Source organism: Pseudomonas sp. BNK-7 (assembly GCF_048072025.1).
GTDB classification, from domain to species: domain Bacteria; phylum Pseudomonadota; class Gammaproteobacteria; order Pseudomonadales; family Pseudomonadaceae; genus Aquipseudomonas; species Aquipseudomonas danubii.
The window spans coordinates 2,153,352-2,179,516 of record NZ_CP182252.1 but is presented as its reverse complement, the minus strand read 5'-3'; the positions used below and the strand labels follow the sequence as shown (position 1 = coordinate 2,179,516).

At 64.2% G+C, this 26,165-nt stretch carries 22 protein-coding genes; 6 read left to right on the top strand and 16 right to left on the bottom strand.

Annotated features, from left to right (window positions below; all coding sequences use genetic code 11):
• Positions 1-193: 193 nt before the first annotated feature.
• Positions 194-1,219, top strand: a complete 1,026-nt coding sequence (locus ACMGF8_RS10075) for a sel1 repeat family protein (protein WP_242553901.1) — start codon at positions 194-196, stop codon at positions 1,217-1,219.
• A 193-nt stretch (positions 1,220-1,412) separates the two neighbouring features.
• Here the strand turns inward: ACMGF8_RS10075 and ACMGF8_RS10070 are convergent, their stop codons facing one another.
• The 4 genes from ACMGF8_RS10070 to ACMGF8_RS10055 are packed head-to-tail and all read right to left on the bottom strand — an operon-like array spanning position 1,413 to position 6,204.
• Complete coding sequence (locus ACMGF8_RS10070; RefSeq protein ID WP_102861229.1) at positions 1,413-2,273, bottom strand: HlyD family secretion protein; 861 nt, start codon at positions 2,271-2,273, stop codon at positions 1,413-1,415.
• A gap of 10 nt (positions 2,274-2,283) precedes the next feature.
• A complete protein-coding gene (locus ACMGF8_RS10065; protein WP_007930063.1) occupies positions 2,284-2,484 on the bottom strand; it encodes a DUF1656 domain-containing protein in 201 nt (66 codons plus the stop codon).
• Complete coding sequence (locus ACMGF8_RS10060; RefSeq protein WP_115581644.1) at positions 2,474-4,681, bottom strand: FUSC family protein; 2,208 nt, start codon at positions 4,679-4,681, stop codon at positions 2,474-2,476. Before ACMGF8_RS10060 ends, ACMGF8_RS10065 begins: the two co-directional genes overlap by 11 nt.
• 11 nt (positions 4,682-4,692) lie before the next feature.
• Complete coding sequence (locus tag ACMGF8_RS10055; protein ID WP_207167091.1) at positions 4,693-6,204, bottom strand: efflux transporter outer membrane subunit; 1,512 nt, start codon at positions 6,202-6,204, stop codon at positions 4,693-4,695.
• Between the two features lie 265 nt (positions 6,205-6,469).
• Here ACMGF8_RS10055 and ACMGF8_RS10050 point away from each other — a divergent pair, with 265 nt between their 5' ends.
• Positions 6,470-7,438 (top strand): LysR family transcriptional regulator, encoded by a 969-nt coding sequence (locus ACMGF8_RS10050; protein WP_102861226.1) that lies wholly within the window; start codon positions 6,470-6,472, stop codon positions 7,436-7,438.
• Positions 7,439-7,648: 210 nt separating this feature from the next.
• A complete protein-coding gene (locus ACMGF8_RS10045; protein WP_416759466.1) occupies positions 7,649-8,623 on the top strand; it encodes a 2-hydroxyacid dehydrogenase in 975 nt (324 codons plus the stop codon).
• 90 nt (positions 8,624-8,713) lie between these two features.
• Here the strand turns inward: ACMGF8_RS10045 and ACMGF8_RS10040 are convergent, their stop codons facing one another.
• Positions 8,714-9,661: a DMT family transporter gene (locus ACMGF8_RS10040; RefSeq protein ID WP_102861224.1), complete on the bottom strand. Its 948-nt coding sequence runs from the start codon at positions 9,659-9,661 to the stop codon at positions 8,714-8,716.
• A 156-nt stretch (positions 9,662-9,817) separates the two neighbouring features.
• Between ACMGF8_RS10040 and ACMGF8_RS10035 the strand changes: the two genes are divergently transcribed.
• From ACMGF8_RS10035 to ACMGF8_RS10025, 3 genes are all read left to right on the top strand, one after another.
• A complete protein-coding gene (locus ACMGF8_RS10035; RefSeq protein WP_207167089.1) occupies positions 9,818-10,693 on the top strand; it encodes an AraC family transcriptional regulator in 876 nt (291 codons plus the stop codon).
• Positions 10,694-11,166: 473 nt separating this feature from the next.
• Positions 11,167-12,441, top strand: a complete 1,275-nt coding sequence (locus ACMGF8_RS10030; protein ID WP_102861222.1) for an OprD family porin — start codon at positions 11,167-11,169, stop codon at positions 12,439-12,441.
• A 52-nt stretch (positions 12,442-12,493) separates the two neighbouring features.
• Positions 12,494-13,321, top strand: coding sequence for an acid phosphatase (locus tag ACMGF8_RS10025; RefSeq protein WP_416759463.1), 828 nt, complete (start codon positions 12,494-12,496; stop codon positions 13,319-13,321).
• Between the two features lie 34 nt (positions 13,322-13,355).
• Here the strand turns inward: ACMGF8_RS10025 and ACMGF8_RS10020 are convergent, their stop codons facing one another.
• The 11 genes from ACMGF8_RS10020 to ACMGF8_RS09970 all read right to left on the bottom strand — a co-directional run bounded on the left by ACMGF8_RS10020 (position 13,356) and on the right by ACMGF8_RS09970 (position 26,033).
• A complete protein-coding gene (locus ACMGF8_RS10020; protein ID WP_416759461.1) occupies positions 13,356-15,794 on the bottom strand; it encodes a TonB-dependent siderophore receptor in 2,439 nt (812 codons plus the stop codon).
• 316 nt (positions 15,795-16,110) lie between these two features.
• Positions 16,111-17,814 carry a bifunctional metallophosphatase/5'-nucleotidase gene (locus tag ACMGF8_RS10015; RefSeq protein WP_305948944.1) on the bottom strand — a complete coding sequence of 568 codons (1,704 nt, stop codon included), beginning with the start codon at positions 17,812-17,814 and terminating at the stop codon, positions 16,111-16,113.
• 147 nt (positions 17,815-17,961) lie between these two features.
• A complete protein-coding gene (locus tag ACMGF8_RS10010) occupies positions 17,962-18,600 on the bottom strand; it encodes a MotA/TolQ/ExbB proton channel family protein (protein WP_102861218.1) in 639 nt (212 codons plus the stop codon).
• Between the two features lie 28 nt (positions 18,601-18,628).
• Positions 18,629-20,869, bottom strand: coding sequence for a TonB-dependent receptor family protein (locus ACMGF8_RS10005; RefSeq protein WP_102861217.1), 2,241 nt, complete (start codon positions 20,867-20,869; stop codon positions 18,629-18,631).
• A gap of 43 nt (positions 20,870-20,912) precedes the next feature.
• The gene (locus tag ACMGF8_RS10000) at positions 20,913-21,683 is read right to left on the bottom strand and encodes an energy transducer TonB family protein (RefSeq protein WP_115581636.1); all 771 of its coding nucleotides are present in this window, start codon (positions 21,681-21,683) and stop codon (positions 20,913-20,915) included.
• Positions 21,684-21,687: 4 nt separating this feature from the next.
• The gene (locus tag ACMGF8_RS09995) at positions 21,688-22,095 is read right to left on the bottom strand and encodes an ExbD/TolR family protein (RefSeq protein ID WP_060837609.1); all 408 of its coding nucleotides are present in this window, start codon (positions 22,093-22,095) and stop codon (positions 21,688-21,690) included.
• 168 nt (positions 22,096-22,263) lie between these two features.
• On the bottom strand, positions 22,264-23,253 hold the full coding sequence (locus ACMGF8_RS09990; protein WP_115581635.1) for a FecR family protein: 990 nt from the start codon (positions 23,251-23,253) through the stop codon (positions 22,264-22,266).
• A complete protein-coding gene (locus tag ACMGF8_RS09985) occupies positions 23,250-23,825 on the bottom strand; it encodes an RNA polymerase sigma factor (RefSeq protein ID WP_115581634.1) in 576 nt (191 codons plus the stop codon). The genes ACMGF8_RS09990 and ACMGF8_RS09985 overlap by 4 nt, the downstream gene beginning before the upstream one ends.
• Before the next feature lie 14 nt (positions 23,826-23,839).
• A complete protein-coding gene (locus tag ACMGF8_RS09980) occupies positions 23,840-24,166 on the bottom strand; it encodes a DUF3325 domain-containing protein (protein WP_102861213.1) in 327 nt (108 codons plus the stop codon).
• Positions 24,166-25,731 carry a PepSY-associated TM helix domain-containing protein gene (locus tag ACMGF8_RS09975; protein ID WP_416759456.1) on the bottom strand — a complete coding sequence of 522 codons (1,566 nt, stop codon included), beginning with the start codon at positions 25,729-25,731 and terminating at the stop codon, positions 24,166-24,168. Before ACMGF8_RS09975 ends, ACMGF8_RS09980 begins: the two co-directional genes overlap by 1 nt.
• Positions 25,728-26,033 (bottom strand): DUF3649 domain-containing protein, encoded by a 306-nt coding sequence (locus tag ACMGF8_RS09970; protein ID WP_102861711.1) that lies wholly within the window; start codon positions 26,031-26,033, stop codon positions 25,728-25,730. The genes ACMGF8_RS09975 and ACMGF8_RS09970 overlap by 4 nt, the downstream gene beginning before the upstream one ends.
• Positions 26,034-26,165 lie beyond the last annotated feature (132 nt).

The window sequence follows — 26,165 nt, the reverse complement described above, 5'->3', positions numbered from 1 at the left end:
CAGAGGCCGCGGTTTGGGTTGTACGCCCTCTCAAACCCCGTAGAATGCGCGACCTTGAGCCCTTAGGGCTCATGCAGCATGGAATCGCTGGCGTCGACACCCAAGCACGGAATGGCTAACGCTCCACCCTCTCCCGTCCTGTCCCAGCCTGATTTCATGCGCGCCTTTTCATTCGCCGATCAGGGAATACCCATTGAAATTGTTCAACGCGCTGCCACTGGCCTTGGCTGTCTTGCTGGCGGCCTGCGCCTCCACAGCTCCGGAAAACACCGAACCGAAAGTCCCCGAACTGAATGACACCCTGCCCAAGCTGACGCTGGACAGCGTCTTGCCCAAGGTCAGCAGCAACGAATACTGCAACCCGGCCATGGAGGCCGATCTGCTGTACGGCATCGGTTACAAGCTGAACGAGATCGAGGACTACAAGAACGCCAAGGGCTGCTTCGCCATGGCCGCGCCGCACTACACCCGGGCCTTCTGCTACCTGTCCACCACCACTGACCAGGAAACGGACAAGCCCAAGGCCGAGCGCGACCGCGAGTCGTTCAACTACATCGCCTACTCGGCGTCGCAGAACGATTGGTGCGCCGAGTACGGCATGTACGCCACCTACTGGTTCGGCGACAAGGACATTCCCAAGGACCGGGACCTGGCCCTGCGCTGGCTGGAACGCTCGGCGCTGCACGGCAACCCGGAACCGCAGCAGAGCCTGGCCGACGCCGCCGAAGAGTCCGGCGATCTGGTGAAGGCCTACGCCTGGCTGAAAGTCATCGACAACACCGAGGACACCAGCCAGCTGGATGCCCTGAAAGGCAAGATGAGCCCAGAGCAACTGGCCGAAGGCGAACAGCGCTTTGCCGACCTCAAGAAGCGCGTGACCAGCAAGCAGGTGATGTACGACGAAGCACGAGATGAGGAGGTAGCGATTTTCTCGGCCGAGATCCATTTCGATCTCCCCGACCTGTTCCAGGGCATGACCACGGCCGAGCGCCAGGCCTTTGTCAAAGCGGCCATTGCCAAGGCCCGGGACAGCGGCAAGTTCGATCTGCATTACGCGGTGACCCAGTACATCATCGTCTCGCGCCTGGCCCAACAACGTTACCCCGGTGTCGACGTGCTGCAGAACCCGAAGCTGGTGGCCGCGATCAACCACGTCAACGACGGTCTGGAAGCCACGGCGAAGAAGTCCCTGGCGATCATGCAGAAAACCTACAAATAACCGTCGCCCCCACTGTCGTAGGAGCCGGCTTGCCGGCGAAAGGGCCCGCGAGCCTCGCATCACCCATGCCGACGCTTTCGCTGGCAAGCCAGCTCCTACAGCCGATGCCTCCCTCGTAGGAGCCAGCTTGCCGGCGAAGAGGCCCGCGAGCCTTGCATCGCCCCTGCCGGCGCTTTCGCTGGCAAGCCAGCTCTTACAGGGGCTCGGGGTTGACGATGACGGTGCAGGTGATGCCCGCCGCCAGCAGCACGCCTTCCGGCACTTCATCGATGTGGATGCGCACCGGCACGCGCTGGGCCAGGCGCACCCAGTTGAAGGTCGGGTTGACGTCGGCGATCAGTTCGCGGCTTTCCGGGTTGTCGCGGTCGTAGATGCCGCGGGAAATGCTTTCCACGTGGCCCTTGAGCACTTCGCCGCTCATCAGTTGCATGTCCGCTTTATCCCCCACGCGCACGTGGGGCAGCTTGGTTTCTTCGAAGAAGCCGTAGACCCAGAACGAGTTCATGTCGACCACCGCCATCTTCGCCTCGCCAATGCGTGCGTAGTCGCCGCGGTGCACGTTGAGGTTGGTGACGTAGCCGTCCACCGCCGCGCGCACCTGGGTGCGTTTGAGGTTGAGTTCCGCCGCTTCCAGCTGGGCCTGGGCGTGCTGGTAATCGGCCAGGGCCGAGTCGGCGATGTTGCCGGCGTCGTCGCGGTTTTCCTTAGAGATCACCAGGTTGTCCAGGTCGGCGCGGCGCTTGGCGTTGACCTTGCGCATCTCCCAGGTGGCCTTCTTCGACGCCACCAGCGATTGCGCCTGCTTGACCGCGATCTGGTAGTGCTCGGGGTCGATCTGCATCAGCAGATCGCCCTTGTGCACCAGCTGGTTGTCCTTGACCGGCACGTCCACCACTTCACCGGTGACGTCGGCGGCGACGTTGATGATGTCCGCCCGCACCCGGCCGTCACGGGTCCAGGGGGTGTACATGTAGTGCTCCCACAGGGTACGGCCGATCCACAGGGCCAGGGCCAGCACGAGCAGGGTGGCGAGCAGGCTGAAAAACTTTTTCATTGGGCGAATCTCAACGGTAGACAGTGAGCGCCATGGCGCCGAACAGACAGCAGAACAGGCTCAGGCGCAGCAGCGCCGGGTGCCAGAAGAAGCGATACAGGTCATAGCCGGAAATGAACCGGTCCAGGGCCCAGGCCAGGGCCGCGGCGATGAAGAACATCAGGGTCATGGTGGGCATGTAAACGCCGTGGAAGGCGATTTCACGAGGCATGGTCAAGTCCTTGGGGTGCAGGCGCCGCCGGCTTGGCCACGGCATAGGCCGCCAGCGGCGATTGCGGGTCGAGCAGTGAAGTGCGGATGAAGTGCAGGTAGCTCTTGACCCGGCGCAGGGCCGAGGTGTCGAAGTGCGGGGCAAAGGGTTCGTCGGTGGCCTGGACCCGGCTGATGGCGTGGTCCACGGCGATCAGCCCGCGCTCCAGGTTGCTCTGGCTCGGTTGCAGGAACAGCCGCACCAGGGAGCGCCCCATGACCCGGATCGCCTGGCGCCAGGGCTGGGATTCGGCATAGGCCGGGTGCACCGGGAGGATCGCCTGTTCCTTGCGCAACTCGATGATGGCGTGGCCGACTTCCAGCACCACGAACATCCAGCGCAGCAGTTCGCTCTGCACCTTGGGCTGACCCACCGCCAGGCCATAGGCCTGGTGCAGCAGGTCGCGGGTGCGGCTCTCGAAACTGGAAGCCAGGCCCTTGAGCTTGCCGCTGATGGCGTACACCACCTGGCCGCGCAGGTCCTGCTCCAGGCGCCGCCACAGCCAGCGACTGTTGGGCGGCAGGATGATCGCCCCGGCCGCGGCGCAGACCAGCATGCCCATGACCATGGCGATGTAGTCGTTGATGAAGGTGTAGGGGTTGTAGACGGTCAGGTTGTCCGGCACCGAACCGGTGCTGAAGAAGATCAGCAGGCCCAGGCCGACCCCGGCGTACTTGGGCCGCGAGGCGAGGAATGAACCGAGCACGATCACCGGCGCCAGCATCAGGCACAGCAGCGGGAAGCCGTCGATCCAGGGGAACACGAAGAACATTTCGACGAAGCCCACCAGGGCCCCGATCAAGGTCCCGCAGGCCATCTGGAAGGCCATGCGCTTGGGGTTCGGCGTGGCGGCGGACAGGCCGATGGTGGCGGCGGCGATCAGGGTCATGGTGGCGCCGCTGGGCCAGGCGGTGGCCACCCAGTAGCTGCCCAGCACCACCAGCACAAAGGCCGCGCGGATGCCCGAAGCGGCGCAGGCCAGCCAGTTGGTCTGCGGCGTGTAGGGCTCGTCCCAGCGCTCGCGTTCGTGACTGTGGTCGGCCAGGGATGCGTGGGTCTGGGCGTAGCTGTGCATCTCGTCGACGAAGCGGTACAGCAGCTCGTAGGCGGTGTGGAAATCCAACTGCTCGGCATCGCTCGGACCGCTCTCCTGGAAGGCCGCCCGCAGGCTGCGCACCCGCGCCGGCAGCTCGCTCTTGTAGGCCGCCAGGGCCGTGGCCAGGCGCCCCGCATCGGGGCTGGTCAGGGCCCGGCCGGAGAAACCGTCCAGCAGTTCCGCCAGGTCCTGCAGGCCCGGTTTGATCGCCGCCACCACATGGTCGGCGCCACTGCTGCGCAGGCGTTCGAGCAACTGGTGCAGGGCGTTGAAACGCGTGGTGATGCCCATGAATTCGCTGTTCAAGCGGCTCAGGCGGCCATTGCGCCGGCGCATGTGCGGGTCTTCGAACACAGTGACGCTGCGCAGCCCTTCCAGGCCCACGGCCTCGGCAATGAAGCGCACGTTGCTGCTTTCAAAGCTGTCGCGCTGGCTGCGCCCGCGCAGGCCGTCGGTGACGAACAGGGCGAACACCCCAAAGCGCTGGTACAGGGCGTTGCGCATGGCGGCGCTGGCGGTCTGCGGCAGGATCGCGGCGCTGACCAGGGTCGAGCAGAGAATCCCCAGGGAGATCTCCAGCACCCGCCACACCGCCGCCATGAAGGCACCTTCCGGGTGAGCCAGGGCCGGCAGCCCGACCATGGCCGCGGTGTAGCCGGCCAGCACGAAACCGTAGGCGCGAAAGTTGCGGTAGCGCGCGGCACCGGCCGAGCAGATGCCGACCCAGATCGCCAGTGAGCCGAGGAACAGCTCGGTGTTCTGGGCGAACAGGGCGATCAGCGCCACCATCACCGCCGAGCCGGTCAGGGTGCCGAGAAAGCGGTAGAAACTCTTGGCGAACACCTGGCCGCTCTGCGGCTGCATGACGATGAACACGGTGATCATCGCCGTGCGCGGTTGCGGCAACTCCAGGCGCATGGCCAGCCACAGGGTGAGGAACGCGGCGGCCAGGACCTTGAAGATATACACCCAGGTCACGCCGTCGCTGCGCGCCCAGTCGAAGAAACCCCGGCGCCATTCCAGGGAGTACAGCCAGCGCAAAGGGGCGGGCAAGGAAGTCATGAGGGCCTGCTTCAGTGGTCGAACACGGCCAGGGCCGCGGGGGTCTTGGGTGCCTGGGTGCGATTTTCCGCGGGAACGTCGCGGCCGGCTTCAAGCCCGCCGCCCAGGGCCGTGACCAGGTCCGCCTGGACGGTCAGGCGCGCGGCCTGCACCTGTTGCTGGATCTGCTGCTGGTGGAACAGCAGGCTCTGGGCGTTGAGCACATTCAGGTAGTCGGTCAGGCCGCGCTGGAAGGCCACGGTGGCGATGTCGTAGGTCTTCTGCGCCGCAGCCACCGACTCGGCGGCGAAGGCCTGCTGCTTGTCCATGGACTCGCGGCGGATCAACTGGTCGGAGATGCTTTTCAGCGCGTCCACCAGGGTCTGGTTGTACCTGGCCACGGCCAGGTCGTAGCCGGCCGCGGCGTCACCCAGTTCCGAGCGCAGCCGCCCGCCGTCGAAGATCGGCAGGCTGATGGCCGGTCCGACGTTGTAGTTGAGTTTCTTGCCGGTGAGGAACTCCAGGGCCCCGCCGCCGGTGGCCATGAAACCGATGCTGCCCACCAGGTCGACATTGGGGTAGAAGCCGGCGTGGGCCACATCGATGCCACGGGCCTGGGCCGCCACTTGCCAGCGGCTGGCGACCACGTCGGGGCGCTGCCCCAGGAGTTCGGCGGGCAGGGCCGAGGGCAGTTTCAGCGCGGCGCCCAGGGACAGGCTCGGCCGCTGCAGTTGCGCGCCCTCCCCCGGGCCCTTGCCGGCCAGGGCCGCCAGTTGATTGCGGGTCAGGGCGATTGCTTCGTCCAGGGCGTCCAGCTGGCGATGGGTTTCCGGCAGCGGCGCCTCGGCCTGGCTGACTTCGAAATGGGTGCCCAGGCCGCCGTCCAGGCGTCGTTGCGCCAGTTCGAGAATCTGGTGCTGCTGCTTCAGGGTGGCGGCGACGATATCGCGCTGGGCGAAGTGCAGGGACAGCTGGATATAGCTGCGCACCACGTTGTTCACCAGTTCCAGCTGGGCCTGGCGGGCTTCGGCCACGCTCATGTGGGCCAGGTCGACGGCGCGCTCGGTGCTGTTGCTTTCCCGGCCCCAGAGGTCCAGGGCATAACTCAAGCCCAGGGCGGCGTTGTTGTCCCAGGTGGTGCTGTTGGCCAGGGCGCCGGGGCCGTAGAACTGATCGGTGGGCCAGTTGTGGCGCTTGAGGGTGGCGTCGCCCTTGATCTGCAGCGACTCGGCGGACTCGGCAATACCGGCCAGGGCCTTGGCCTGACGCACCCGGGCGGCGGCCATGGCCAGGCTCGGACTGCCTTGCATGGCGAGGGTGATCCAGCGGTTCAGCTGCGGGTCGCCATAGGCCTGCCACCACTGGGCACTGGGCCAGTGGGCCTCTTGCGCGGCGCTCTTTATCGCCTCGTCGGTGGCCAGTGTATTAGCGGGAAGTGTCTTGCCTTGTGGGGCAATGCCTCCGGTTCCGATGCAGCCGCTGATTGCTAACGATAAAGCCCAAACACTGAGGGTCTTGAACCCTCTGCTGATGCGACGCGGCACTGCTGCGAATTCCTGAAGATCGGGGGGAGTATTTCTCTCGTAGGCATCGGCTGGCCGGCGCAGCGATACGCCTGCTAAACCGCGTTGCGCGGATCGCCGGCAAACCGGCTCCTACGGATCGGCGCAATTCTAGGGGGCGCCCGTGGCGGCGATAAGGTGGGATTCCTGTGAATCTTTGTTACCGTAAACGCGATAATCCCTTGGTCGCCTATCCAAGCCCCCGTAACTTCGTGTCACAATTTGCCATCTCCCCAGAGAGCACCCCATGGACACTTTGCAAAACATGCGCGCCTTCAGTTGCGTCGCCGAAGCCGGTAGTTTCACCGCCGCGGCCGTGCAACTGGACACCACCACGGCCAACGTCTCGCGCGCAGTCTCCAATCTTGAGGCTCACCTGCAAACCCGCCTGCTCAACCGCACCACCCGCCGTATCGCCCTGACCGAAGCCGGCAAGCGCTACCTGCTGCGCTGCGAGCAGATCCTGGCCTACGTCGAAGAAGCCGAAGCCGAGGCCAGCGACGCTCACGCCCGCCCCGCCGGCCAGTTGAAAGTGCACACCATGACCGGCATCGGCCAGCACTTCGTGATCGACGCCATCGCCCGCTACCGCAAGACCCACCCGGACGTGACCTTCGACCTGACCCTGGCCAACCGCGTGCCGGATCTTCTGGACGAGGGCTACGACGTGTCCATCGTCCTGGCCAGCGAGCTGCCGGACTCGGGGTTCGTCTCCCAGCGCCTGGGGATCACCTACAGCATCGTCTGCGCCTCCCCGGCCTACGTGAAAGCCAACGGCTGCCCGCACAAACCCAGCGACCTGCTCAACCATGCCTGCCTGCGCCTGGTGAGCCCGGTGATACCGCTTGAGAAGTGGGCTTTCGACGGCCCGGAAGGCCAGGAGATGGTGACCATCAACAGCTCGCCGTTCCTGGTGAACTCCGCCGACGCCATGAAGACCGCGATCATCAGCGGCATGGGAGTGGGTGTGCTGCCGGTGTACGCCGCCATCGAGGGCCTGCGCAACGGCACCCTGGTACGGGTCATGCCCCAGTACCGCTCCCAGGAGTTGAACCTGTACGCCATCTACCCGTCGCGCCAGTACCTGGACGCCAAGATCAAGACCTGGGTCGAATACCTGCGCGGCTCCCTGCCGGAGATCCTCGCCGCGCACCAGGCGGAACTGGCGGCCTATGAACTGAGCGGCAGCCTGAGCGGCGCACGCCTGGCCACCTGAGCCCGCCCCCTTGAACCGGGGGCCTGTAGCCGCTATCGAGCCAAGGCGAGGCTGCGCGGGCTCAGCCTGAGCAACGCTCGCCGAACCCTCCAGAGCTACCACCAGGCCGCCCCTGTGCAAGCCATCGCAGCCTGCAGCAGCGGCTACAAAAAGCCGGTGGGGAATGTTAGCTTGCTTGGCATTCTCTCCCGCCTGATGAGTCTTCCCGCAATGAAAAAGACGGTACTTGCCTTCAGCCGCATCACCCCCGAGATGACCGAACGCCTGCAAAAGGACTTCGAGGTCATCGTCCCCAACCCCAAGCTCGGGGACATCGCCGCGCAGTTCAATGAAGCCCTGCCCCAGGCCCACGGCCTGATCGGCGTCGGCCGCAAACTGGGACGCGCACAGCTGGAAAAAGCCGCGCAGTTGGAAGTGGTGTCGAGCATCTCGGTGGGCTACGACAACTACGACCTGGACTACTTCAACGAACGCGGGCTGATGCTCACCAACACCCCGGACGTGCTCACCGAAAGCACCGCCGACCTGGCCTTTACCCTGCTCATGGGCAGCGCCCGCCGGGTGGCCGAGCTGGACGCCTGGACCAAGGCCGGGCAATGGCAGGCCAGCGTCGGCCCGGCGCTGTTCGGTTGCGATGTGCACGGCAAGACCCTGGGCATCGTCGGCATGGGCAACATTGGCGCAGCCATCGCCCGCCGTGGGCGTTTGGGCTTCGGTATGCCGATCCTCTACAGCGGCAACAGCCGCAAGACCGCCCTGGAACAGGAACTGGGGGCGCAGTTCCGCAGCCTGGAGCAACTCTTGGCCGAGGCGGATTTCGTCTGCCTGGTGGTGCCGTTGAGCGAACAGACCCGGCACCTGATCAGCCACCGCGAACTGGCCCTGATGAAACCCAGCGCGATCCTGGTGAACATTTCCCGCGGGCCGGTGGTGGATGAGCCGGCGTTGATCGACGCCTTGCAGAAGGGCCAGATCCGCGGCGCCGGCCTGGATGTGTACGAGAAAGAGCCGTTGGCAGAATCGCCGCTGTTCCAGCTGAAGAACGCGCTGACCCTGCCGCACATCGGCTCGGCCACCCATGAAACCCGTGACGCCATGGCCGAACGCGCCATGCGCAACCTGCGCAGCGCCCTTTTGGGCGAACGCCCGCAGGACCTGGTCAACCCGCAAGTGTGGAAGGGCTGACCACCCACTGCCTATCACCACCTGTAGCCGCTGCCGAGCCTGCGAGGCTGCGAAAAGGTCCGCAGGACCTTCAGCGATAGCCCGGCAGCATCAGGTCGCCTGGTTTTGCGACGGCTGCGCCGCCGTTCGCAGCCTCGCAAGCTCGGCAGCGGCTACAGAGGCTGGCGCAGCCTTGGGTTTACGGAACACCAGCACGTTGCCCAGCATCACCAGCACCAGTCCGGCCAATGCCGGGGCGGTCCATTGGTAGCCTTCGGCAAAGGCCGAGACGTTCAGCGCCACCACCGGGAACAGTACCGTGCAATAGGCCGCCCGTTCCGGGCCCATGCGCCCCACCAGGGTCAGGTAGGCGGTGAAGCCGATCACCGAACCCGGTATCACCAGGTACAGCAGCGAGCCGATGTAGCGGGTGGTCCACTCGACATCGAAGGCGATGCCCTGGGACAGGCAATACACCGCCAGCATCGTCGCGCCGTAGGCCATGCCCCAGGCATTGGTGGTCAGGGGCTTGAGCCCGGCTTTCTGCTGCAGGCTGGAGAGCATGTTGCCCGCCGAGAAACACAGGGTGCCCAGCAGGGCCAGGCCCAGGCCCAGCAGGGTTTGCGGACTGGCGCTGTGGCCTGCCAGTTCCGGCCAGAACAGCAGCCCCAACCCCAGCAAGCCCAGGCCGCCGCCCAGCAGCACGTTGCGGGCGATCTTCTGGCCAAAGAACACTCGCGCATTCAAGGCGTTCCACAAGGTCGCGGTAGAAAACACCACCGCCACCAGGCCGCTGGGAATCCATTGGCTGGCGTGCAGAAAGCACATGAAATTGATGCAGAACAGGCATAGGCCCTGGGCCAGGCAGATCAGATGGCCACGGCGGTTCATTGGCTGCAGCTTGCGACTGAGCAGCAGCAGGACGAACAGCACCAGGGCCGCCAGGGCGAAGCGATAGACGATGGACACCGGAATCGCCACCACCCCCAGTTGCAGTTTCAGGGCGATCCAGGTGGTGCCCCAGATCAGCACGGTCAACAGGTACAGCGATAGGTTCATGGCGCGACTCCTTTATAAGGCGTGCAGTGTCCCGCCCGCCCGACCTTGGGCGCTTGCATAAACTTGCGCTTTTTATCGGCCCGGGGCTGGCGGCGAACCGGCGAGGGAGTAGCATGCGAACCACCGGAAACCGGACCCCTTGCCGACTCGAACAGCATGCCCGCACTGGATACCCTGCAAGTCTTCCAAGCCTTGAACCGCTCGCCCCATGCTCGCCTGGAGCACAGCGCCGAGCTCGGAGACGGCTTGTCCGCCGCCTTGTGGAGCAACCATCACGACGCCCAGGAATATGAGGCACCCGGCCACCACACCCTGTCCTGCTACCTGGCCGGCGGCACCGGCACCTTTCGCCGCGATCAGCCGGACAGCAAAGGCGGCCCGGGCAAGCTGTGCATCCTGCCTGCCGAGCACCAGTCGGCCTGGGTGATCAACGGCGATATCCGCCTGGCCCACGTGTATTTCAGCCCCGAACAATTCGCCCTGGGTTGCGTCACCCTGCTGGACCGCGAACCCCGGGCAATGCAACTGCGCGAAAGCACCTTTGTCGATGACCCCGAGCAGACCCGGCGCTTTGCGCAACTGGTCCGCCTGAACTGGGACGAGCCCGGCGAGCGCCTGCTCACCAGCAGCCTGGCCCACGAGATGCTCAGCCATGCCCTGCTCAATCAAGTGGGCCTGCGCCAGGGTGCCCGGCTCAAGGGCGGCTTGGCCGCGCACCAGCGCCGCCTGCTGGTGGACTACATCGACAGCCAGCTGGACGCGCCCCTGAGCCTGGGCCAACTGGCGGGGTTGTGTGCGCTGTCGGAGTACCACTTCGCCCGCATGTTCCGCGCCAGCTTCGGCCTGCCGCCCCATCAGTATGTGCTGGCCCGACGCCTGAGCCGGGCCCGGCACCTGCTACGCAGCACTGCCCAGCCCCTGGGGGAGATTGCCCTGGCCTGTGGTTTTGCCAGCGCCAGCCACTTCAACAATCGCTTCCGCCAGGCCCTGGGTGGAACACCGGGGGACTACCGCCTGGCATTCCTGCGCTGAAGTTCGGCTTGATCCTGACCCGCCTCTGTAGGCCCCTTCTTATGCCAAAGTCCGCATCGGCACGCCTGAATAAGTAAGTTACTCAAATTCTTGACCTAAACAGGACAACTCTTACCAAACAATTAATAAACTCCTACGCAGCCCTCTATAAAAGAGCACTTCTAACAAGTACCTGTATGACAAACAAAAACGCAAACAGGTAATTATTTTAAAACTTCAGTTATCACCCCATTCACAGAACTGATGATTCTTGTTTAACCCCAGCCCCAACTTAGTCTTTAGGCCTTGAATCCCCGGCATTACGCAACGATTCAACAAACAGCCACACGCCTTCCCCCATTAACTTCAACCCCAAAACAGCCACACCCACAACTTCACCCACCATTCATCAGATTTAAACAAAGCGGCAAAGACTCAACACATCAGCCCCCAATCGCCTTTCTCCTAAAACAACAAAAACAGAGGACGATGAAATGCCTTCAAGACACTGGCCACGACGATGGCTCAACCGCTCTACCCTAATTTGCGCCGGGCTGCTGGCCATCCCGGTAAAAGCCGAACTGCTTGAAGACAGCAGCGCGCGCCTGGAACTGCGCAACTATTACTTCAATCGGGACTATCGCGAAGGCACCGCGCCCACCCGCGAAGAATGGGCACAAGGTTTGCTCCTGCGCCTGGACTCGGGGTTTACCGAGGGCCGCCTGGGTGTGGGTGCCGACGCCATCGGCATGCTCGGCATCAAGCTGGACTCCGCGCCTGGCCGAACCGGCACCGGGCTGTTGAAGGTGGGGCGCGATGGCCGGGCAGAGGATGACTATTGGAAACTGGCCCTGACCGGGAAGCTCAAGGCCAGCAAGACCCTGTTCAAGTTCGGCGCGCTGGTGCCACCGGTACTGCCAACCTTGAAACCCAACGACGGCCGCCTGTTTCCGCAGATTTTCGAAGGCGGGCTGCTGACCTCGAATGAAATCGATGACCTGGAGTTGACCGCCGGGCGCCTGAGCCGGGTCATGCAGCGCAACGCCACGCAGTACACGCCGCTGACCTTGAGCCCTTTGAACCGACGCTTCCAGGGTCAGGGGGCCACGGCAGAACACTTCGACATGGCGGGCGTCGACTATCGGTTCCACAAGCAATGGCTGGCGCGGGTGCATGTCGCCCAACTGGAGGACATCTACCGCCAGCAGGTCTTCACCCTGGTCAACAAGAGCCCCTGGGGCGCGGGGACGTTCAGCAGCGATCTGCGCTTGAGCCTGATGAACGACTATGGCAATGCCAAAGGCGGCAAGATCGACAACCGCGCTCTGCAGGGGCTGCTCGGCTATGCCTATAAAGGCCACAGCCTTGGCCTGGCTTATCAGCGAATGTTGGGAGACACCGGTTATGCCAACATCCTGGGCGCCGATGCCAACTTGATCAACTTATCGGTACTGGGTGACTTCGCCAATGCCAAAGAACGTTCCTGGGCACTGCGTTATGGCTATGACTTCGCCAACCTGGGTTTGCCGGGACTGAGTATCAACAGCCGCTATATATCCGGCAGCCATGCAGAAATCACCGGAACCCGAACCATTGGCAAGTCATGGGAGTTGGATAACGAACTGCGTTATGTCGTGCAACAAGGCCCACTGAAAAACTTGAGTGTGCGCCTGCGCACCGCACACTATCGCTCCAACTATGCCAAGAACTTCATTCGCGACACCGATGATACACGGCTGATGTTCAATTACGCCTGGAACATCAAGTAACCCAATAAGCAGAACCCATGTAGCGAATCAAACTCCTAGAGGTGATATCCACATGCAACGCCTACTATCGAACTGTTTGGCCGGTCTATTGTTTTCAAGTCTGATCCACAGCGCCGCAGCCAAACAAACCAGCCAAGCGGAAAACGTCCCGGAGTTCCGACCGGGTTACTTGATCGGTTATCTGAAACAGCAGGATCTGCCCAATAGTCTGTCGCTGTTACCACCACCTCCTGCGGTGGGCACGCCAGCCTTCGCGCTGGACCAGAGCATGGCTGAAAAAAGCCAGGCCTTGCGTGGCAGCAAACGCTGGGCGTTGGCCATCAGCGATGCCAACCTGAAATTCCCCGCCGCCGCAGAGACGTTTTCCTGTGCGCTGAATGCGCCCATCAGCGAACAGCAAACACCTGCGCTGTACAGAGTCTTGCGCCGGACCCTGACCGATGCCGGGCTGGCCACCTATAGCGCAAAGAAGCGCTACCAGCGCCCCCGGCCCTTCGTCTACAACCAGCAGCCCAGTTGCACCCCGGAAGATGAAGCCAAGCTGGCCGCGGATGGTTCCTACCCATCGGGCCACAGCGCCATCGGCTGGGCCTGGGCGCTGCTGTTGAGCGAACTGGCCCCCGAGTACGGCAACGCGCTCTGGGCCCGTGGCCGGGCCTATTCGGAAAGCCGCATGGTGTGCAACGTGCACTGGTACAGCGACGTCCGTGAAGGCCGCGAGATTGGCGCGACCACCGTGGCACGCTTGCACACCGATCCGACCTTCCAGGCCGACTTCGCCGTCGCCCGGCAAGAGCTGCTGGCCGTTCGCGCCAAGGGCCTGACTGCCAGCGACGACTGTGCGGCGCAAGCGCAAGCCCTGGCGCTGGGCGCCGACTAAGGCGCCACGGCCAGGCCCGGGATCAGGTTGCTCATCAGAACTCCAGGGTGCTGGACAGCGACACCTGGCGGGCATCCCCCATGGACACGAAGAACTTGCTGGCCGACGAGGTGTAGTAGGTCTTGTCGAACAGGTTCTTCACGTTGAGCTGGAACTTGACCTTCTGCCCTTCGACCCGGGTGTCGTAGGTGGCGAAGGCATCGGCCACGGTGTAGCCCGGCAGGTCGAAGCTGTTGGGCGCATCCCCGGCGCGCTCGCCGACATAACGGGCCCCGGCGCCGACGCGCAGGCGGTCGCCACCGATCAGGCTGCCAAAGTCGTAGACCGCCGACAGCGAGCCGGTGTTCTTGGCCACGTTCTGCAGTTGCTTGCCCTTGTACTGGGTGTCCTTGGTCACTTCGGTGTCGGTGTAGGCGTAGCTGCCGATCAGGCTCCACTGATCGGTGAGCTGCCCGGTCAGGTCCAGTTCCAGGCCCTGGGAATGTACTTCGCCGGCGACGCTGGTGACCGTCTCGGTAGCGGTGGCGGTGGTCACCAGCACATTGCGCTTGGTGATATCGAACAGCGCCGCGCTGGCGGTGATGCGCCCAGGGATGTCGAGCTTGGCCCCCAGCTCCCAGGACTTGGCTTCTTCCGGGGCGATGGAGCCGTCGAGCACCGCGCTGCCACCGGCCAGATCGGCGATGCTGGAGTTCGGCTTGAACGACTCGGTGTAGCTGCCGTAGAGCGACAACTGGTCGGTGTAGCGATACACCAGCCCGGCCCGCGGCACGAATTTCTGTCCGTTGCTGTTGGTATTGACCCGGAACGGCCGGCCCTTGCCGGCGTACTGGTCGTATTCCTGGAAACGTCCGCCGCCCACCAGAATCCACTGGTCGGTAAGGTGGATGGCGTCCTGGAAAAACAGCGAGTCGCTGCGCAACAGGTCGGTCTGCGCACTGTCGTTGGCGCTGACTGTGGTTCCGGCCACTTCCCGGCCGTAGACCGGGTTCAGGTAGTTGAAGGTGGTCCGGCTTTTCTGCCGGATCAGGTCGGCGCGGTAGATCTTGCGGTACTCATCATCCAGGCCAAACACCAGATCGTGGCGCATGCCGCCCAGTTGCACCTGGCCTTCCAGGCTGACGGTGGCGTAGCGGTCGGTGGTCAAGGCGTCCTGGGTGCCGTCCATGGCCCGGGTCAGGGTGCCGTTGGCATTTACCGCGGTCAGGCGCACCTGGCTGGCGTCGTAGGTCTCGCGGTTCCAGCTGTAGCCGAAGTGGGCCTTCCAGTCGTCGCTGAGCTCGTGGTCGACTTCAAAGCGATACAGGTCCGAGCGCCCTTCCATGTTGTTGAACGGCTCGTCCAGGCGTCGGGTGGCCGGGATGTCCAGCGGGTGGTTGGTCTTGGGATCGATGGCGGTGCCACGGTCGAAGGGGGTCAGGAACTCGCGGTGCTCATAGGCCAGCAGTACCTTGGTGCGCTCGCCGTACCAGGCCAGGGACGGCGCCACCAGGGATTCGCGATGGGTGCCGAAGTTGCGCCAGTAGTCTTCGTCCTCATGGTCGACGATCAAGCGGTAGGCCAGCCCGGAATCACCCAGCGGCCCCGTGGTGTCGAGGCTGCTGCCGCTGCCGTTCTTGCCCGAGCCGTAGGTCGAGCCACGCACGGTCAGGGCCGTGGACTGCTGCAGTTCAGGCTTCTTGCTGACAATGTTGATGACCCCGCCCGGGTCCTGGATGCCGTACAGCAGAGACGACGGGCCCTTGAGCACTTCCACCCGGTCCGCCGTGGCATTCAGCGCCCGGCCCTGCACCACCGGCATGCTGTCGCGCATGATCGAGCCGTTGCGGTTGTCACCGAAGCCGCGCAGCAGTACCGCATCCTGGGTGCCGCCCAGGGTGTTGGTCTGGGTGATGCCGCTGACGTTCTTCAGGGCATCGTCCAGGTTGCGTGGGGTCTGGTCCCGCAGCACTTGGGCTGGAACCACGTTGATGATCTGCGGGATCTCCTGGTTCAGCGCCTGGGAACGGGCCACCGAAGTGGTGGCCGGCGGCTGGTAGCTGGTGCTGTCGTCGAGGCCCGGGGTGGTGATGCTGGTGGCCCCCAGGTTCAGTGCGCCACTGCTGGGCAAGGGTTCCAGGACCAGGGTGTGCGCGTCGCTGCGCCGGTAGGTGAAGCCGGAACCGCCCAGCAGACGCTGCAGGGCCTGTTCGGCGCTGAACGGGCCGCTGAGGGCCGGTGCCTTGAACGCGTAAGGCGCTTCGTCGGTGTAGACCACGCTAATCCCGGTGACCCGGGTGAAATCGCTGAGGGCCTGGGGCAGCGGCTTGGCCACGATGGCAAAGTTGAACAGCGCACCGTGTTGCGCACTGCCGGCCTCGGCCGCCTGCGCCACGCTCAGGGGCAGCCATGCCAACCCCGACACCACCAGCGCCGAAGCGCCGAACCACCGTTTGACCGAAGCGTTTGCCGCCGAATGTGCCCTGGACTTCATGCTTGAGACTCGCGTGTAAAAAAGCCATGAATGCGAATTAGTCGCACTTTCAAGCACTACACGTGGCTCGAACGCAAAGACCTCACCTGTTTTTTGAAAATATTTTCACGACGGCGAAAACGCCCCTCCCGCCCGACGCATCCCTTGTAGCCGCTGGCGCAGGCGGCGAACGGGCTGGGCGGTATTCCGACGAAGCGGTCGCGGCGGTCTTGAGGCCGCTGCTGGCTTGGCGGGAGATCGCCAAGCAAGGTCCTGCGGACCTTTTCGCAGCCTCGCAGGCTCGGCAGCGGCTACAAGGATCGGGACGCTTCTGGTGTCAGTTGAGGCGCTGGATACGCCCGGCGCTGGTGCTGGAGCCCACCGGCCGGCCCTGCTGGTCCATGGCCTTGAGGTACTGCAGCATCGCGTCCAGGTCGCTGAGCCCGAGGTCGCTGCGGTTGCGGCCGCTCTTGAACAGGCTGAAACGGTCGCCGCCATCGGCCAGGAAACCATTCATCACCAGCCGGTAGCTGCGGTCGGCCTGCAGTGGCTGGCCATCGAGACGCACACTGCCCGGCACCACGCGGCTGTCCAGCGGACGCTTGGCGTCCCAGCGGTAGCTGAAGCCCTGGGACACTTGCAGGATGTTGGCATCCTCCGCGCCCTTCCATTGCTGGTTGAGCACCTGTTCGATCTGCCGCCCCGTGAGATCGAAGGCGATCAGGTTGTTGTTGAACGGTTGCAAGGTCGCCAGTTGCCCGTAGTTCACCTGGGTCTGCCCCGGCTCCAGGGCCAGATCGCTGCGAATGCCGCCGGTGTTCATGAAGGCGATTTGCGCACCGTTGGCCCGACCACCCGCCAGATGGGCGTCGGCGATCAGGTCGCCGATGGGCATTTCCCCGGCGTTGTCGGCGCGCCGGGCAATCGGCGAGGCGGCAATCGCCCCTACCGGCTGGAGCAGCACCTGATTGCTGCGGGCCTCGACCTCCTGTTGCAGCTTCGCCAAGTCCTGGTCCTGTGGATAACGGGCCGGATCGGCCAGCAGGTTAAGGGCCTGGATGCTCGTCACCCGGTGCTGGCCAGGGGTCACTTGCAGGGTCAGGTGGGTCAACAGATGGCCGTAGGCATTGCCCTGGGTCACCAGCAATGGCCCGACCTTGCACAGGTAGCCCTGGTGCGAGTGAGCGCTGATCAACACGTCCACCGCCGGGTCCAGGCGCTTGGCCACGTCGACAATATCGCCACTCAACTGCGAGCAGTCCTGCTGGTCGAACGGTTCCGGGGTCGCGCCACCCTGGTGCACCACGGCGACGATGGCGTTGACCCCCTTGGCGTTGAGTTCGGGAATCAGCCGGTTGATGGCGTCGGCTTCATCGGCCACCTGCAAACCGCGCATGCCCTTGGCGCTGACCACCGAAGACACGTCCCGCAGCACCGCGCCGACGAAGGCCACCTTGACCCCGCGCACCTCCTCGATGCGGTAGGCCGGCAACAGCGGCTGGCCGGTGTCGCTGTCCAGCAGGTTGGCCGCCAGGTAGGGGAAGCCGCTGCCGGGGTAGTTCGGGCGGAACTGGCAGGCCTTGTCCGGCCGCGATGACTGGCAGCCGCCATTGAGCTGGCGCAGGAACTCGGCCTTGCCGTTGTCCAGTTCGTGGTTGCCGATGGCGCTGAGTTTCATGTCCATGCGGCGCAGGGCTTCCAGGGTCGGCTCGTCGGCCCACATGGCCGACAGCGGCGGGCTGCCGCCCACCAGGTCACCGGCGCCGATGAACAGCAGTTGCGGGTCCTGCTGGCGCAGCTGGGTGAGCATGCCGCCCAGGGTGGCGATACCGCCGGCCGCAAGCTTGCGCACTCCGCCCGGGGCCTGGGGGTCCTTGTAGCTGAAGGGGTTGGCCTGCAAATAGCCGTGCAAGTCGTTGATGGCGACGATGTTCACCGCCACCGGTTGCGGCTCGCGCGGCAGCGAGCTGCAACCGGCCAGGGTGACTAGGGCCAGGGTCAGTGCACCCAGCAACCGGGGCATGGGACGAAGACGGGACATGAAAGAAATCCTTGGCAGATCAGCAAAAAAAAGGCCGCTGACACAGGCCTGGATCGGACAGAGACGAGCGCTGGGGAACAGCGCTCGCCGTCGATCGTCCGAACGCGGCCCTAGCCTGCGGCAGCGGCTACAGGTCACGTCAGGTCATCAGGCCGGTTGCAGATTGCCCTGGACCGTGGGTGCGGGGGCCTTCAGCGCGGTGCCCATGCCGGCGCGCAGCAGCAGGATCTTCAGGTGGTCGGTGATGCGCTCGACCCGGTCCTGGAAGTGGTTGTGGAAGATCATGCTGCCCAGGGCAATGGCGATCCCCAAGGCGGTGGCGTACAGCGCGGTGCCGATGCCCTTGGACACTTCACCGGGGTCGCTGACGCCGGTCTCGGCCAGGGCCTTGAAGGTGTCGATGATCCCCAGGATGGTGCCCAGAAGGCCCAGCAGGGGCGCGGCGGTGACCACGGTTTCCAGCAGCCACAGGCCATGCATCAGCTTGCTGCGGGTGGCGATGTAGATCGACTCGCTGAGGTCTTCCAGGTCCTTGTGGCTGGCCAGCCCCTGCTTGTGGGCAAACAGCTCGGCGACCATCTCCAGGGGCAGGCTGTTGCGCTGGCGCAGCTCGGCGGGCAGGTCGTCAACGCTGTGCATCTTCGGGTTGAGCACGCTCTCCAGTTTCTTCGCCTGGCGCAGGCTGAAACTGAAGTAGATGCCCCGCTCCACGGCGATAAAGGCGGCAATCGCGGCAGCGCCGTACATGGTGTAGAAGGTGATGTCGTGCAGCAGATTCATGTCCATCGTCATTTCCTCTTGGCCCCGAAGGGCATCAGAACCCGGCTTCCAGGGAGACCATCGCGGTGCGTTCCTCACCGACGTTGTAGTAGGCGGTGCTCGGCGCCAGGCCATTGGTGCGCTGGGTGTTGAACGACACGGTACGGGTCGAGGCCAGGTATTCCTTGTCGAACACGTTGAGCATGGAGAAGCGCAGGGTCGCGGACTTCAGCACCTTCTTGTCCACCGGCAAGTGGATACCGGCGTTGAGATCCACCACGGTGCGGCCGGCGATCTTCTCGTCGTTGGTCAGGTCGCCGTAGAAGGCGCCGACGTATTTGCCGACCACGTTGCCGTAGTAGCGCGAGTCGTCGTAGCCCAGGCTCAGGTTGAACATGTTTTCCGGCACGTTGGCCAGTTGCTTGCCGGAGGTGGGCAGCAGCACGTTCTTGTTGCTCAGGTCGTCCATCTGCTCGGACTGGGTGTAGGTGTACGAGGCGTAGTAGTTGAAATCGTGGGGCAACTTGCCGCTCCACTCCAGTTCCAGGCCGCGGTTCTTCACTTCGCCAACGTTGGCCACCACATAGTCGCCGTTGACGTCGGTGGTGGAGATCTGCCGGTCCTTGAAGCTGATGTAGAACAGGGTCGCGCTCAGGGCCATGTTGTCTTCGCTGTAGCGCCAGCCCAGTTCCTGGTTCCAGCTCAGCTCGGGTTTCAGGCTGATGGAATCGCCCTTGTTGTAGAGCACGTAGTTGGGCGGCGTACGCATGTTGCGGGTGACGTTGTAGAAGGCCTGGTTGTTCGGGTCGATCTGGTACTTGGCGTTGAAGCTGGGCAGGAACTCGTGGTACTTGGCGTCGCGTTTTTCCGGCTTGTCGGTGAGGCTGCCGAGGTTGTTGCCGTCACGTTCCACGTACTGGTAGGCCAGGGCCCCGGTCAGGGTCAGGTCCGGGGTCGCCTGCCAGGTGTCCTGCACCCAGAGTTTCTGCGCCGGGGTCACGGTGTATTGGTGACGGCCCTGGACCGTGGCGCCGTTGCGGTCCACCAGTTGGTCGGAACCGTTGTAGTCGCCCCAGACATTTTCCGGGGCGCCATTGCCCTTGATCCCGATGAAGGGCTGGGTCTGGCGCTGGCGGGCGCGCTCGTACCAGTAGCCGACGTCCAGGCTGTGCTCTTCGTTGAGGTCCCACTTGAGCTTGGTGGTCATCCCGGGGCGCCAGGTTTCGGTCCACGACGGCCGGTAGTAGGTGCCGGCAGGCAAGCCGCTCAGGTCGTAGTTGCCGGCCTTGTTCGAGCTGGCGGACAAGCTGGTGGCGGTCTGGCCGCTGAAGCTGCCGCCGTTGGACCACACGTAGTAGGGGTTCAAGGTCAGGCTCAGGTCGTCGCGCAGCTGGAAGCGCTGGGTCACCGAGGCGGTCAGGCTTTCAAAAGGGTTGCGATTGAGCTTGTAGGACTGGGACACGCTGCCGTTCTTGAACACGGTGCTTTCCGAGTAGTCCAGGCGCCGGCCCTGGTTCTGGAACTGGGCCTTGCTCAGGCTGTTGTAGTTGTAGTTTTCCTGCTGGTTGTACTTGACGATGGCGTTGGTGGAGTTGCCGTTGCCGTCTTCGAACAGGGTGTTCCACTCGACCTTGTCAGCCCGCAGGGTGCCCTTGCCGCGCCACTTGTCGCCCTCGGTGTGGGACGCCGAGACCCAGGTCTTGAAGCCGCCCAGGTCACCGGTGTTGAGACGGGCGAAGCTCTTGCGCACGTTGTTCGAGCCGATGGACTGCTTGGCGAACACGCCGAAGTCCTTGGTCGGGCGCACGGTCACCAGGCCGATGTTGCCGCCGCTGGAGCCGATGTGCGGGCCGTCGGCTTCGGACGAGCCCTGGGTGACGAAGACTTCGCTGAAGTTCTCCGGGTCGCCCATGAGGTTCGGGTAGATGCTGTAGTCCCCCGAGTCGTTGATCGGGAAACCATCGGCGGAAAGCCCGACCTGGTCGGAGTTCATCCCGCGCATGGTGAAGTTGGTGCCGCTCAGGCCGGTGGCGTCGGTGCTGGAAACGTTGATCCCCGGGGTGTACTTGAGCTTGTCCACGGCGTTGGCAGTGGGGGCCATCTGGTCCATGGCCTCCTTGGTCACGGTGGAACGTCCCTTGGCGCTTTCTTCCTTGATCATGTGGCCGTTGCCCAGGGTCTGTTTACCGGCAACGTTCACCGAACCGACGTCAACTGTATCTTCGGCCAAAACCAATGGCGCAAAACTGCCCAGGCCCGATGCCAGAAGCAGGGCATAAAGTTTATTGATCTTCACGGGTCAATCCCTTGCTTACAACTTTCGTTAATAGGTGATGGGTTTATTCCACGTTGTAACTAAAGGTCGCGGTAAAACGTTGCTTGTTCTTGCCGGAGAACGCGTCCGAGGGAAACGGTGAAACTTTCTCCACGCGGCGCAAACTGGTTTGCGCCGCGCGATTGAGCAACATGTTCGGCGCCTTGTTTTCGATGCCACTGTCGAGCACGTTGCCGGCCCGATCGACTTCCAGCCAGATCACCACATCGCCCTGGGGACGTTGCAGCGAGGCCTCGCGGCCGCTGGGGTACTGCTTGTGCTTTTCCAGTTCCTTGCGCAAAGCGGCGGTGTACAGGCTTTCCTTGATTGCACTGGCGGGCGCCGCAGGTGCGGGGGCCGGAGCCGGTGCAGGAGCCGCTGGCGCCACCACCGGTTGCGGCGCTGCAACCACCGCCGGCTGCGCCGCGGGGGCACTCCTGGCCACCTGAGCCGGAGCCGGCTTGGGTGGTTGCGGCTTGGCCAGCAACGGCTTGGGCGCTGGGGGCTTGGGCTTGACCACCGGCTTGGGCTTGGGCGGCTCGATCACCAGCGGCTCTTCCTCAGGCACCACCAGCGGTGGCTCGGGCTCGATCGGCAGCGGCTCGGGCTCAGGCGGTGGTGGCTCTGCCGCGGCCACCAGTTCCGCCGCATCCACCAGGGCAATTTCCACCGTGCTTTCGTCATACACCGGCTTGATCTGCAACTGTTGCAACTGACTGGCATAGATCAGCAGAAACAGCAGGCCGGCCGGCAGCAGGCACGCCAGCCACTTGCGAGTTCTATATAAACCGAACATGGCGTCAGGACTTGCGCGTAGCGATGGAGACGGAAGAGAAGCCATTGCCCTTGAGCAAGTCCATCACCGAAACCAGGCGTTTAACTTCCACGCCCTGATCGCTGTTGATAATGATCACCAACTTTTCGCTGCCGTTGTTCAGCACTTTAAGTTGTGCCAACAGCGCCCCTTCATCCAGGTCCTGGCCGTCGAGTTGCAGGCGCTCTTGCAGACCCAGGGTAATCACCGCCTTGTTTTGCGGCTTCAATTGTTGCGCGGTACTGGCCACCGGCAACTGCGTCTTGATTCCCACGGCGGGAATCACGTTGAGACTGATCAGTACGAAGAACACCAGGAGAAACATCATCACATCGATCATCGGAATGATTTCGATGTGGGCCTTCTTCTTTTTTGCGACATCCCAGCTGCGCATCGTCTTGCTCCCGCTTCAGCCTTCCCTCCCTTGTGAGAGCTGAATCACAACCCTCGCCGATCCTGACCATGTGCTCAGGAATCCGCAGATCATCCGCGCCTGATATAACGGTTTGGTGACAGAAAGGTGTGATATCGATGAATGTTCGGGAGCTCTGGGACGGGCCTTTCAGCGCAGGACTATGAACCTGCCGAGGACTTGGTGCTGTTCGAACCCTAAGGCCGCCTGCAGGGAATCGAGGACCGCCTGAGGGTCCTTGCTGGAGAAACTGCCACTGACCCGGCGCGCTGCCAGTTGGTCATTGAGCAGCAGGATGCGTCCGGGGAAATAGCGTCGCAGGTCCTGCACCACCTCGGCCAGGGGCGCGTGGTAATAGTTCAGCCAACCCTGGCGCCAGGCCAGTTGCGCTTCGCTGTCGACACCCTGCAACGGGGTCGCCTGGCCATGACCGTACGCCACCTGCTGGCCGGCACCGAGCACCTGCTGCGCCGCGCCTTTGGCGGCCGTGACCGCGACACGCCCAGACAGCACCGTGACCTGGGCACCGTCGGCTTGCAGACGCACTTCGAACTGGGTGCCCAGGACCCGCGCTTCGCCCTCCCCGGCCGCCACCACAAAGGGCGCGCCCGTGTGGCTGACGCTGAAGAAACCGGCGCCACGACGCAACTGCACATGACGTTCACCGCGGCTGAAGTCCACGGCAATGGCGCTGTCGGCGTCCAGGGTGACCTGGCTCTGGTCGGCAAGCATCACCGTGCGTACCTGACCCGGCGCGGAAACGTAATCGGCGCCCAGGTCATCGAGCCAACGGCCCGGCTGCCAGCCGGCGCCCAGGGCGATCACCAGCAGCACACTGGCGGCCATGGCCAACCCTGCCGACCAGCGCCGCCGGGCCCGAGCCCGGGCTCCGTCCATGGCGCGCAGCAGGCCCTGCAGGGCCAAGGCGTCTTCATCCGCCAGGGTCCGCGCCGGCTGTTCACTCAACTCCCACAGCACCTGGGCCTGGGCATAGGCTTCGACGTGGGCCGGATCGGCCTGCAGCCATTGGCTGAAGGTGGCCTGATCGCCGCTGCTGGGCTGGTCGTGGAGCAGGCTCAGCCAGGCCAGGGCGGCCTGTTCCTGGGCTGGCGTCGGGATGACTCTGGAGCGCTGATTCACGGTGCATTCCTTGGCGTGCGCGGGGGCGCAGGTTCCCGCAGGCTGGCCTTGCAGGCTTCGAGGGCGCGCATCATGTGTTTTTCCACGGCGCTTTGGGACAGCCCCATGACCTTAGCGATCTCGGCGTACTTGCGTCCGTGGATACGGTTGAGCAGGAAGATCTGCCGGGTTCGCTGCGGCAGGCTGCGCAGGGCGGCCTCCACGTGTCGCAAGTCATTGCCGGCTTCCAGGGCGGCCTGGGGCTCGCTGCCCTGGTTGTCCTGCTGTTCCGGTAGCCAGCCTTCACTGACCCGCACCCGCGCGCCTTCGCTGCGCAAATGATCAATGGCAATGTTGCCAGCGCAGCGCAGCAGGTAGGTGCTGAGCTCTTCGACCTGCACCAGGGGCCGGCGCCAGAAGCGCAGGAACAGGTCCTGCACCAGATCCGCGGCGGTGGCCCGGCAGCCGACCCGGCGGCTGACCAAGGCTTCCATCTGCGAACGCTGGGACAGGAACACCTGCAGAAAATGCGCACGACTGCCCCGCAGATCGGGGTGATCCAGGTCGCCGGGGTCCGGTGGCAGGGCGCTCATCACGGTCCGCTCCCTTAGAACCGGGCCAGGGCCGCAAGGGGGCAGGCCAACAGACTGGCCCCCGCCATCGACAGCACCAGACGCGGGCGATAGGGCAGCAGCAACACCAGCAGTAAGGCACTGCACATCAGCACGGCGCACCACTGCACCAGCCCCAGGCTCCAGCCGGTGCCCTGCACTGCCGCCGCCAGCGACAGGCCCAGCAACAACCAGCCTCCCAGGCGCAGGCCCTGTTGGCGCCGAGTCGTGGGCTTGTGCCCCAGCACTTCGCCGTGATGCCGGTCCAGGGACAGGCACAGGCCGGTGAATCCGCTAAAACACAACAGCAGCGCCAGCAACATCAGTTCACCTCGGTGTCAGGGGGCAGAGGCCGCTGCCGGGCCGGTGCGTGCTGGCCGCGATGCAGCTTGCGCGCAGCCCAGGCCAGGAACAGGCCACTGCTCAGGCAGGCCAGGTCGAAGCCCGCCAGCATCCAGTCGCCACGCACCATGAAGCCGTCCATCAGGCTCGGGCTGGTCACCGCGTCCAGCAAGGGGATGCTGGAGAACAGCAAGGCGGCGAGGCTCAATTGCTCGACCCAGGCACGCCGCCCGGGCCGGACCACGGCATGCACCAGGCTCAGGCCCCACAGGATGAAGAAGCTGTTGACCTCCCACTCGGCGCGCTCGGCGAAGGCTGCCGGCAACAGCCGGTTGGCCCAGAAGAAGCCGGCCACCGCCAGCACCAGCCCGGACATGCTGGCAATGTTCAGCACTTCCACCAGGCGCAGCTCGAAGGGCATGAACCCGCGCTTGGCGTGCTTGAGCTGGCGCTTGCCCAGCCAGATCACCAGCCCGGTGCCGATCATCGCGGTGCTCGCCAGGCCGCAGATAAAGTACAGCCAGCGCAACACCGGACCGGCGAACAGGCCCATGTGCAAGCCATAGAAACTGCCGCCGATGGCCATGGGCAGGGACTGTTCGGGGCTGGCGTCCAACGGCTGGCCAGTGACCCCGTTGAACGACACGCTGCTGCCAAGATCCCGGGCCACCCGGTCGGCGCTGTGGCGCATGACGTGCACCGACGCATTCACATCCCCCGGGTGGTTGACCACCAGGCGCTGCGCATGGCCCCCCGGCCACTGCTCCAGGGCGTGCTTGAGCAGCGGGTCCAGGGGCGTCAGCGCTGCCGGCTGCCCAGCCGCCGGGATGCTGTTGCTGGCCGGCCGCAAGTCCTTGAAGAACGCATTGCTGTCGCCCTTGTAGGCCACCAGGATGCTCGCCGGCATGACCATGGACATGAAGATCACCAGGCTGCTGTAGGTGATCATCAAGTGGAATGGCAGCACCAGCACGCCCACCGCGTTGTGCCCGTCGAGCCAGGTGCGCTGGCCCTTGCGGGGCCGGAAGGTGAAGAAGTCCTTGAAGATTTTCTTGTGGATGATGATGCCGCTGATCAGGGCCACGAACATCACCATGGCGGCCAGGGTCGACAACCAGCGGCCCCAGGGATAAGGCATTTGCAACTGGAAGTGGAAGCGGTAGAAGAACTCGCCGCCACGGGTATCGCGCACCTGCAGTTCGCTGCCGGTGCTGGGGTCCAGGAGTTTTTCCGTGAACTCACCGCGCTCGCCCGGGGCGCTCGGCGCCTGCCAGGCCACCGACAGCAGCGGCTGACGCGCATCGGGAAGGGTAATGAACCAGCGCTGCGCGCCCTGGCCGTGCTGTTCCAGGTAACGCTGGGCCAGATCCAGGCTGATATCGGCATGCACGGCCCGAACCGGGGCCTCCGGCTGCATCCAGTGGGTAATTTCTTCCTTGAAGTAGGACAGGGTTCCGGTGAAGAAAATCGCGAACAGCAACCAGCCGAACACCAGCCCGGCCCAGGTGTGCAGCCAGGCCATGGACTGACGCAAACCTTCCTTCATGGCAAGGCCACCCAATAGGCGCTGCCGGCGACCAGCGCCAGCACCAGGCTTGGCAGCAACAGGCCGAACCAGGCCTGCCAGGCAGTGCGACAGGCGAAGCACCAGAGCACCGCCAAGAGATAGAACACAAAGGAGGCCATCATCCCGCTGAGCACGGCGTCGGCCCGGGGAATGGGCAGCAGCAGGGTCAGGCAGACGCTGGACAGCGCCGCCAGCAGGTAACCACCCAGGACCGCGGCACAGACCCGCGAGACCACTGCCAGACGATAGGAAGCGGGAACTCCGCCGGCCTTGCTTTTCATGTTTGAACCTTGCAGCGAGGGGATGCCCGGGGCACTGCGCAGGCCGTCGGGGAGAAACAGGCGCACAATACTAATGATAAATATTCTCATGTGCAAAAAAACACCGACAACGCGGCCCATTTCTGTCGGTAC

Excerpts from the sequence above, each read along its gene's own strand:
- ACMGF8_RS10070 (WP_102861229.1), bottom strand. The coding sequence starts at position 2,273 with ATGAAAAAGTTTTTCAGCCTGCTCGCCACCCTGCTCGTGCTGGCCCTG.
- ACMGF8_RS10065 (WP_007930063.1), bottom strand. The coding sequence starts at position 2,484 with ATGCCTCGTGAAATCGCCTTCCACGGCGTTTACATGCCCACCATGACC.
- ACMGF8_RS10060 (WP_115581644.1), bottom strand. The coding sequence starts at position 4,681 with ATGACTTCCTTGCCCGCCCCTTTGCGCTGGCTGTACTCCCTGGAATGG.
- ACMGF8_RS10050 (WP_102861226.1), top strand. The coding sequence starts at position 6,470 with ATGGACACTTTGCAAAACATGCGCGCCTTCAGTTGCGTCGCCGAAGCC.
- ACMGF8_RS10045 (WP_416759466.1), top strand. The coding sequence starts at position 7,649 with ATGAAAAAGACGGTACTTGCCTTCAGCCGCATCACCCCCGAGATGACC.
- ACMGF8_RS10040 (WP_102861224.1), bottom strand. The coding sequence starts at position 9,661 with ATGAACCTATCGCTGTACCTGTTGACCGTGCTGATCTGGGGCACCACC.
- ACMGF8_RS10035 (WP_207167089.1), top strand. The coding sequence starts at position 9,818 with ATGCCCGCACTGGATACCCTGCAAGTCTTCCAAGCCTTGAACCGCTCG.
- ACMGF8_RS10030 (WP_102861222.1), top strand. The coding sequence starts at position 11,167 with ATGCCTTCAAGACACTGGCCACGACGATGGCTCAACCGCTCTACCCTA.
- ACMGF8_RS10025 (WP_416759463.1), top strand. The coding sequence starts at position 12,494 with ATGCAACGCCTACTATCGAACTGTTTGGCCGGTCTATTGTTTTCAAGT.
- ACMGF8_RS10020 (WP_416759461.1), bottom strand. The coding sequence starts at position 15,794 with ATGAAGTCCAGGGCACATTCGGCGGCAAACGCTTCGGTCAAACGGTGG.
- ACMGF8_RS10015 (WP_305948944.1), bottom strand. The coding sequence starts at position 17,814 with ATGTCCCGTCTTCGTCCCATGCCCCGGTTGCTGGGTGCACTGACCCTG.
- ACMGF8_RS10010 (WP_102861218.1), bottom strand. The coding sequence starts at position 18,600 with ATGGACATGAATCTGCTGCACGACATCACCTTCTACACCATGTACGGC.
- ACMGF8_RS10000 (WP_115581636.1), bottom strand. The coding sequence starts at position 21,683 with ATGTTCGGTTTATATAGAACTCGCAAGTGGCTGGCGTGCCTGCTGCCG.
- ACMGF8_RS09995 (WP_060837609.1), bottom strand. The coding sequence starts at position 22,095 with ATGCGCAGCTGGGATGTCGCAAAAAAGAAGAAGGCCCACATCGAAATC.
- ACMGF8_RS09985 (WP_115581634.1), bottom strand. The coding sequence starts at position 23,825 with ATGAGCGCCCTGCCACCGGACCCCGGCGACCTGGATCACCCCGATCTG.
- ACMGF8_RS09980 (WP_102861213.1), bottom strand. The coding sequence starts at position 24,166 with ATGTTGCTGGCGCTGCTGTTGTGTTTTAGCGGATTCACCGGCCTGTGC.
- ACMGF8_RS09975 (WP_416759456.1), bottom strand. The coding sequence starts at position 25,731 with ATGAAGGAAGGTTTGCGTCAGTCCATGGCCTGGCTGCACACCTGGGCC.
- ACMGF8_RS09970 (WP_102861711.1), bottom strand. The coding sequence starts at position 26,033 with ATGAAAAGCAAGGCCGGCGGAGTTCCCGCTTCCTATCGTCTGGCAGTG.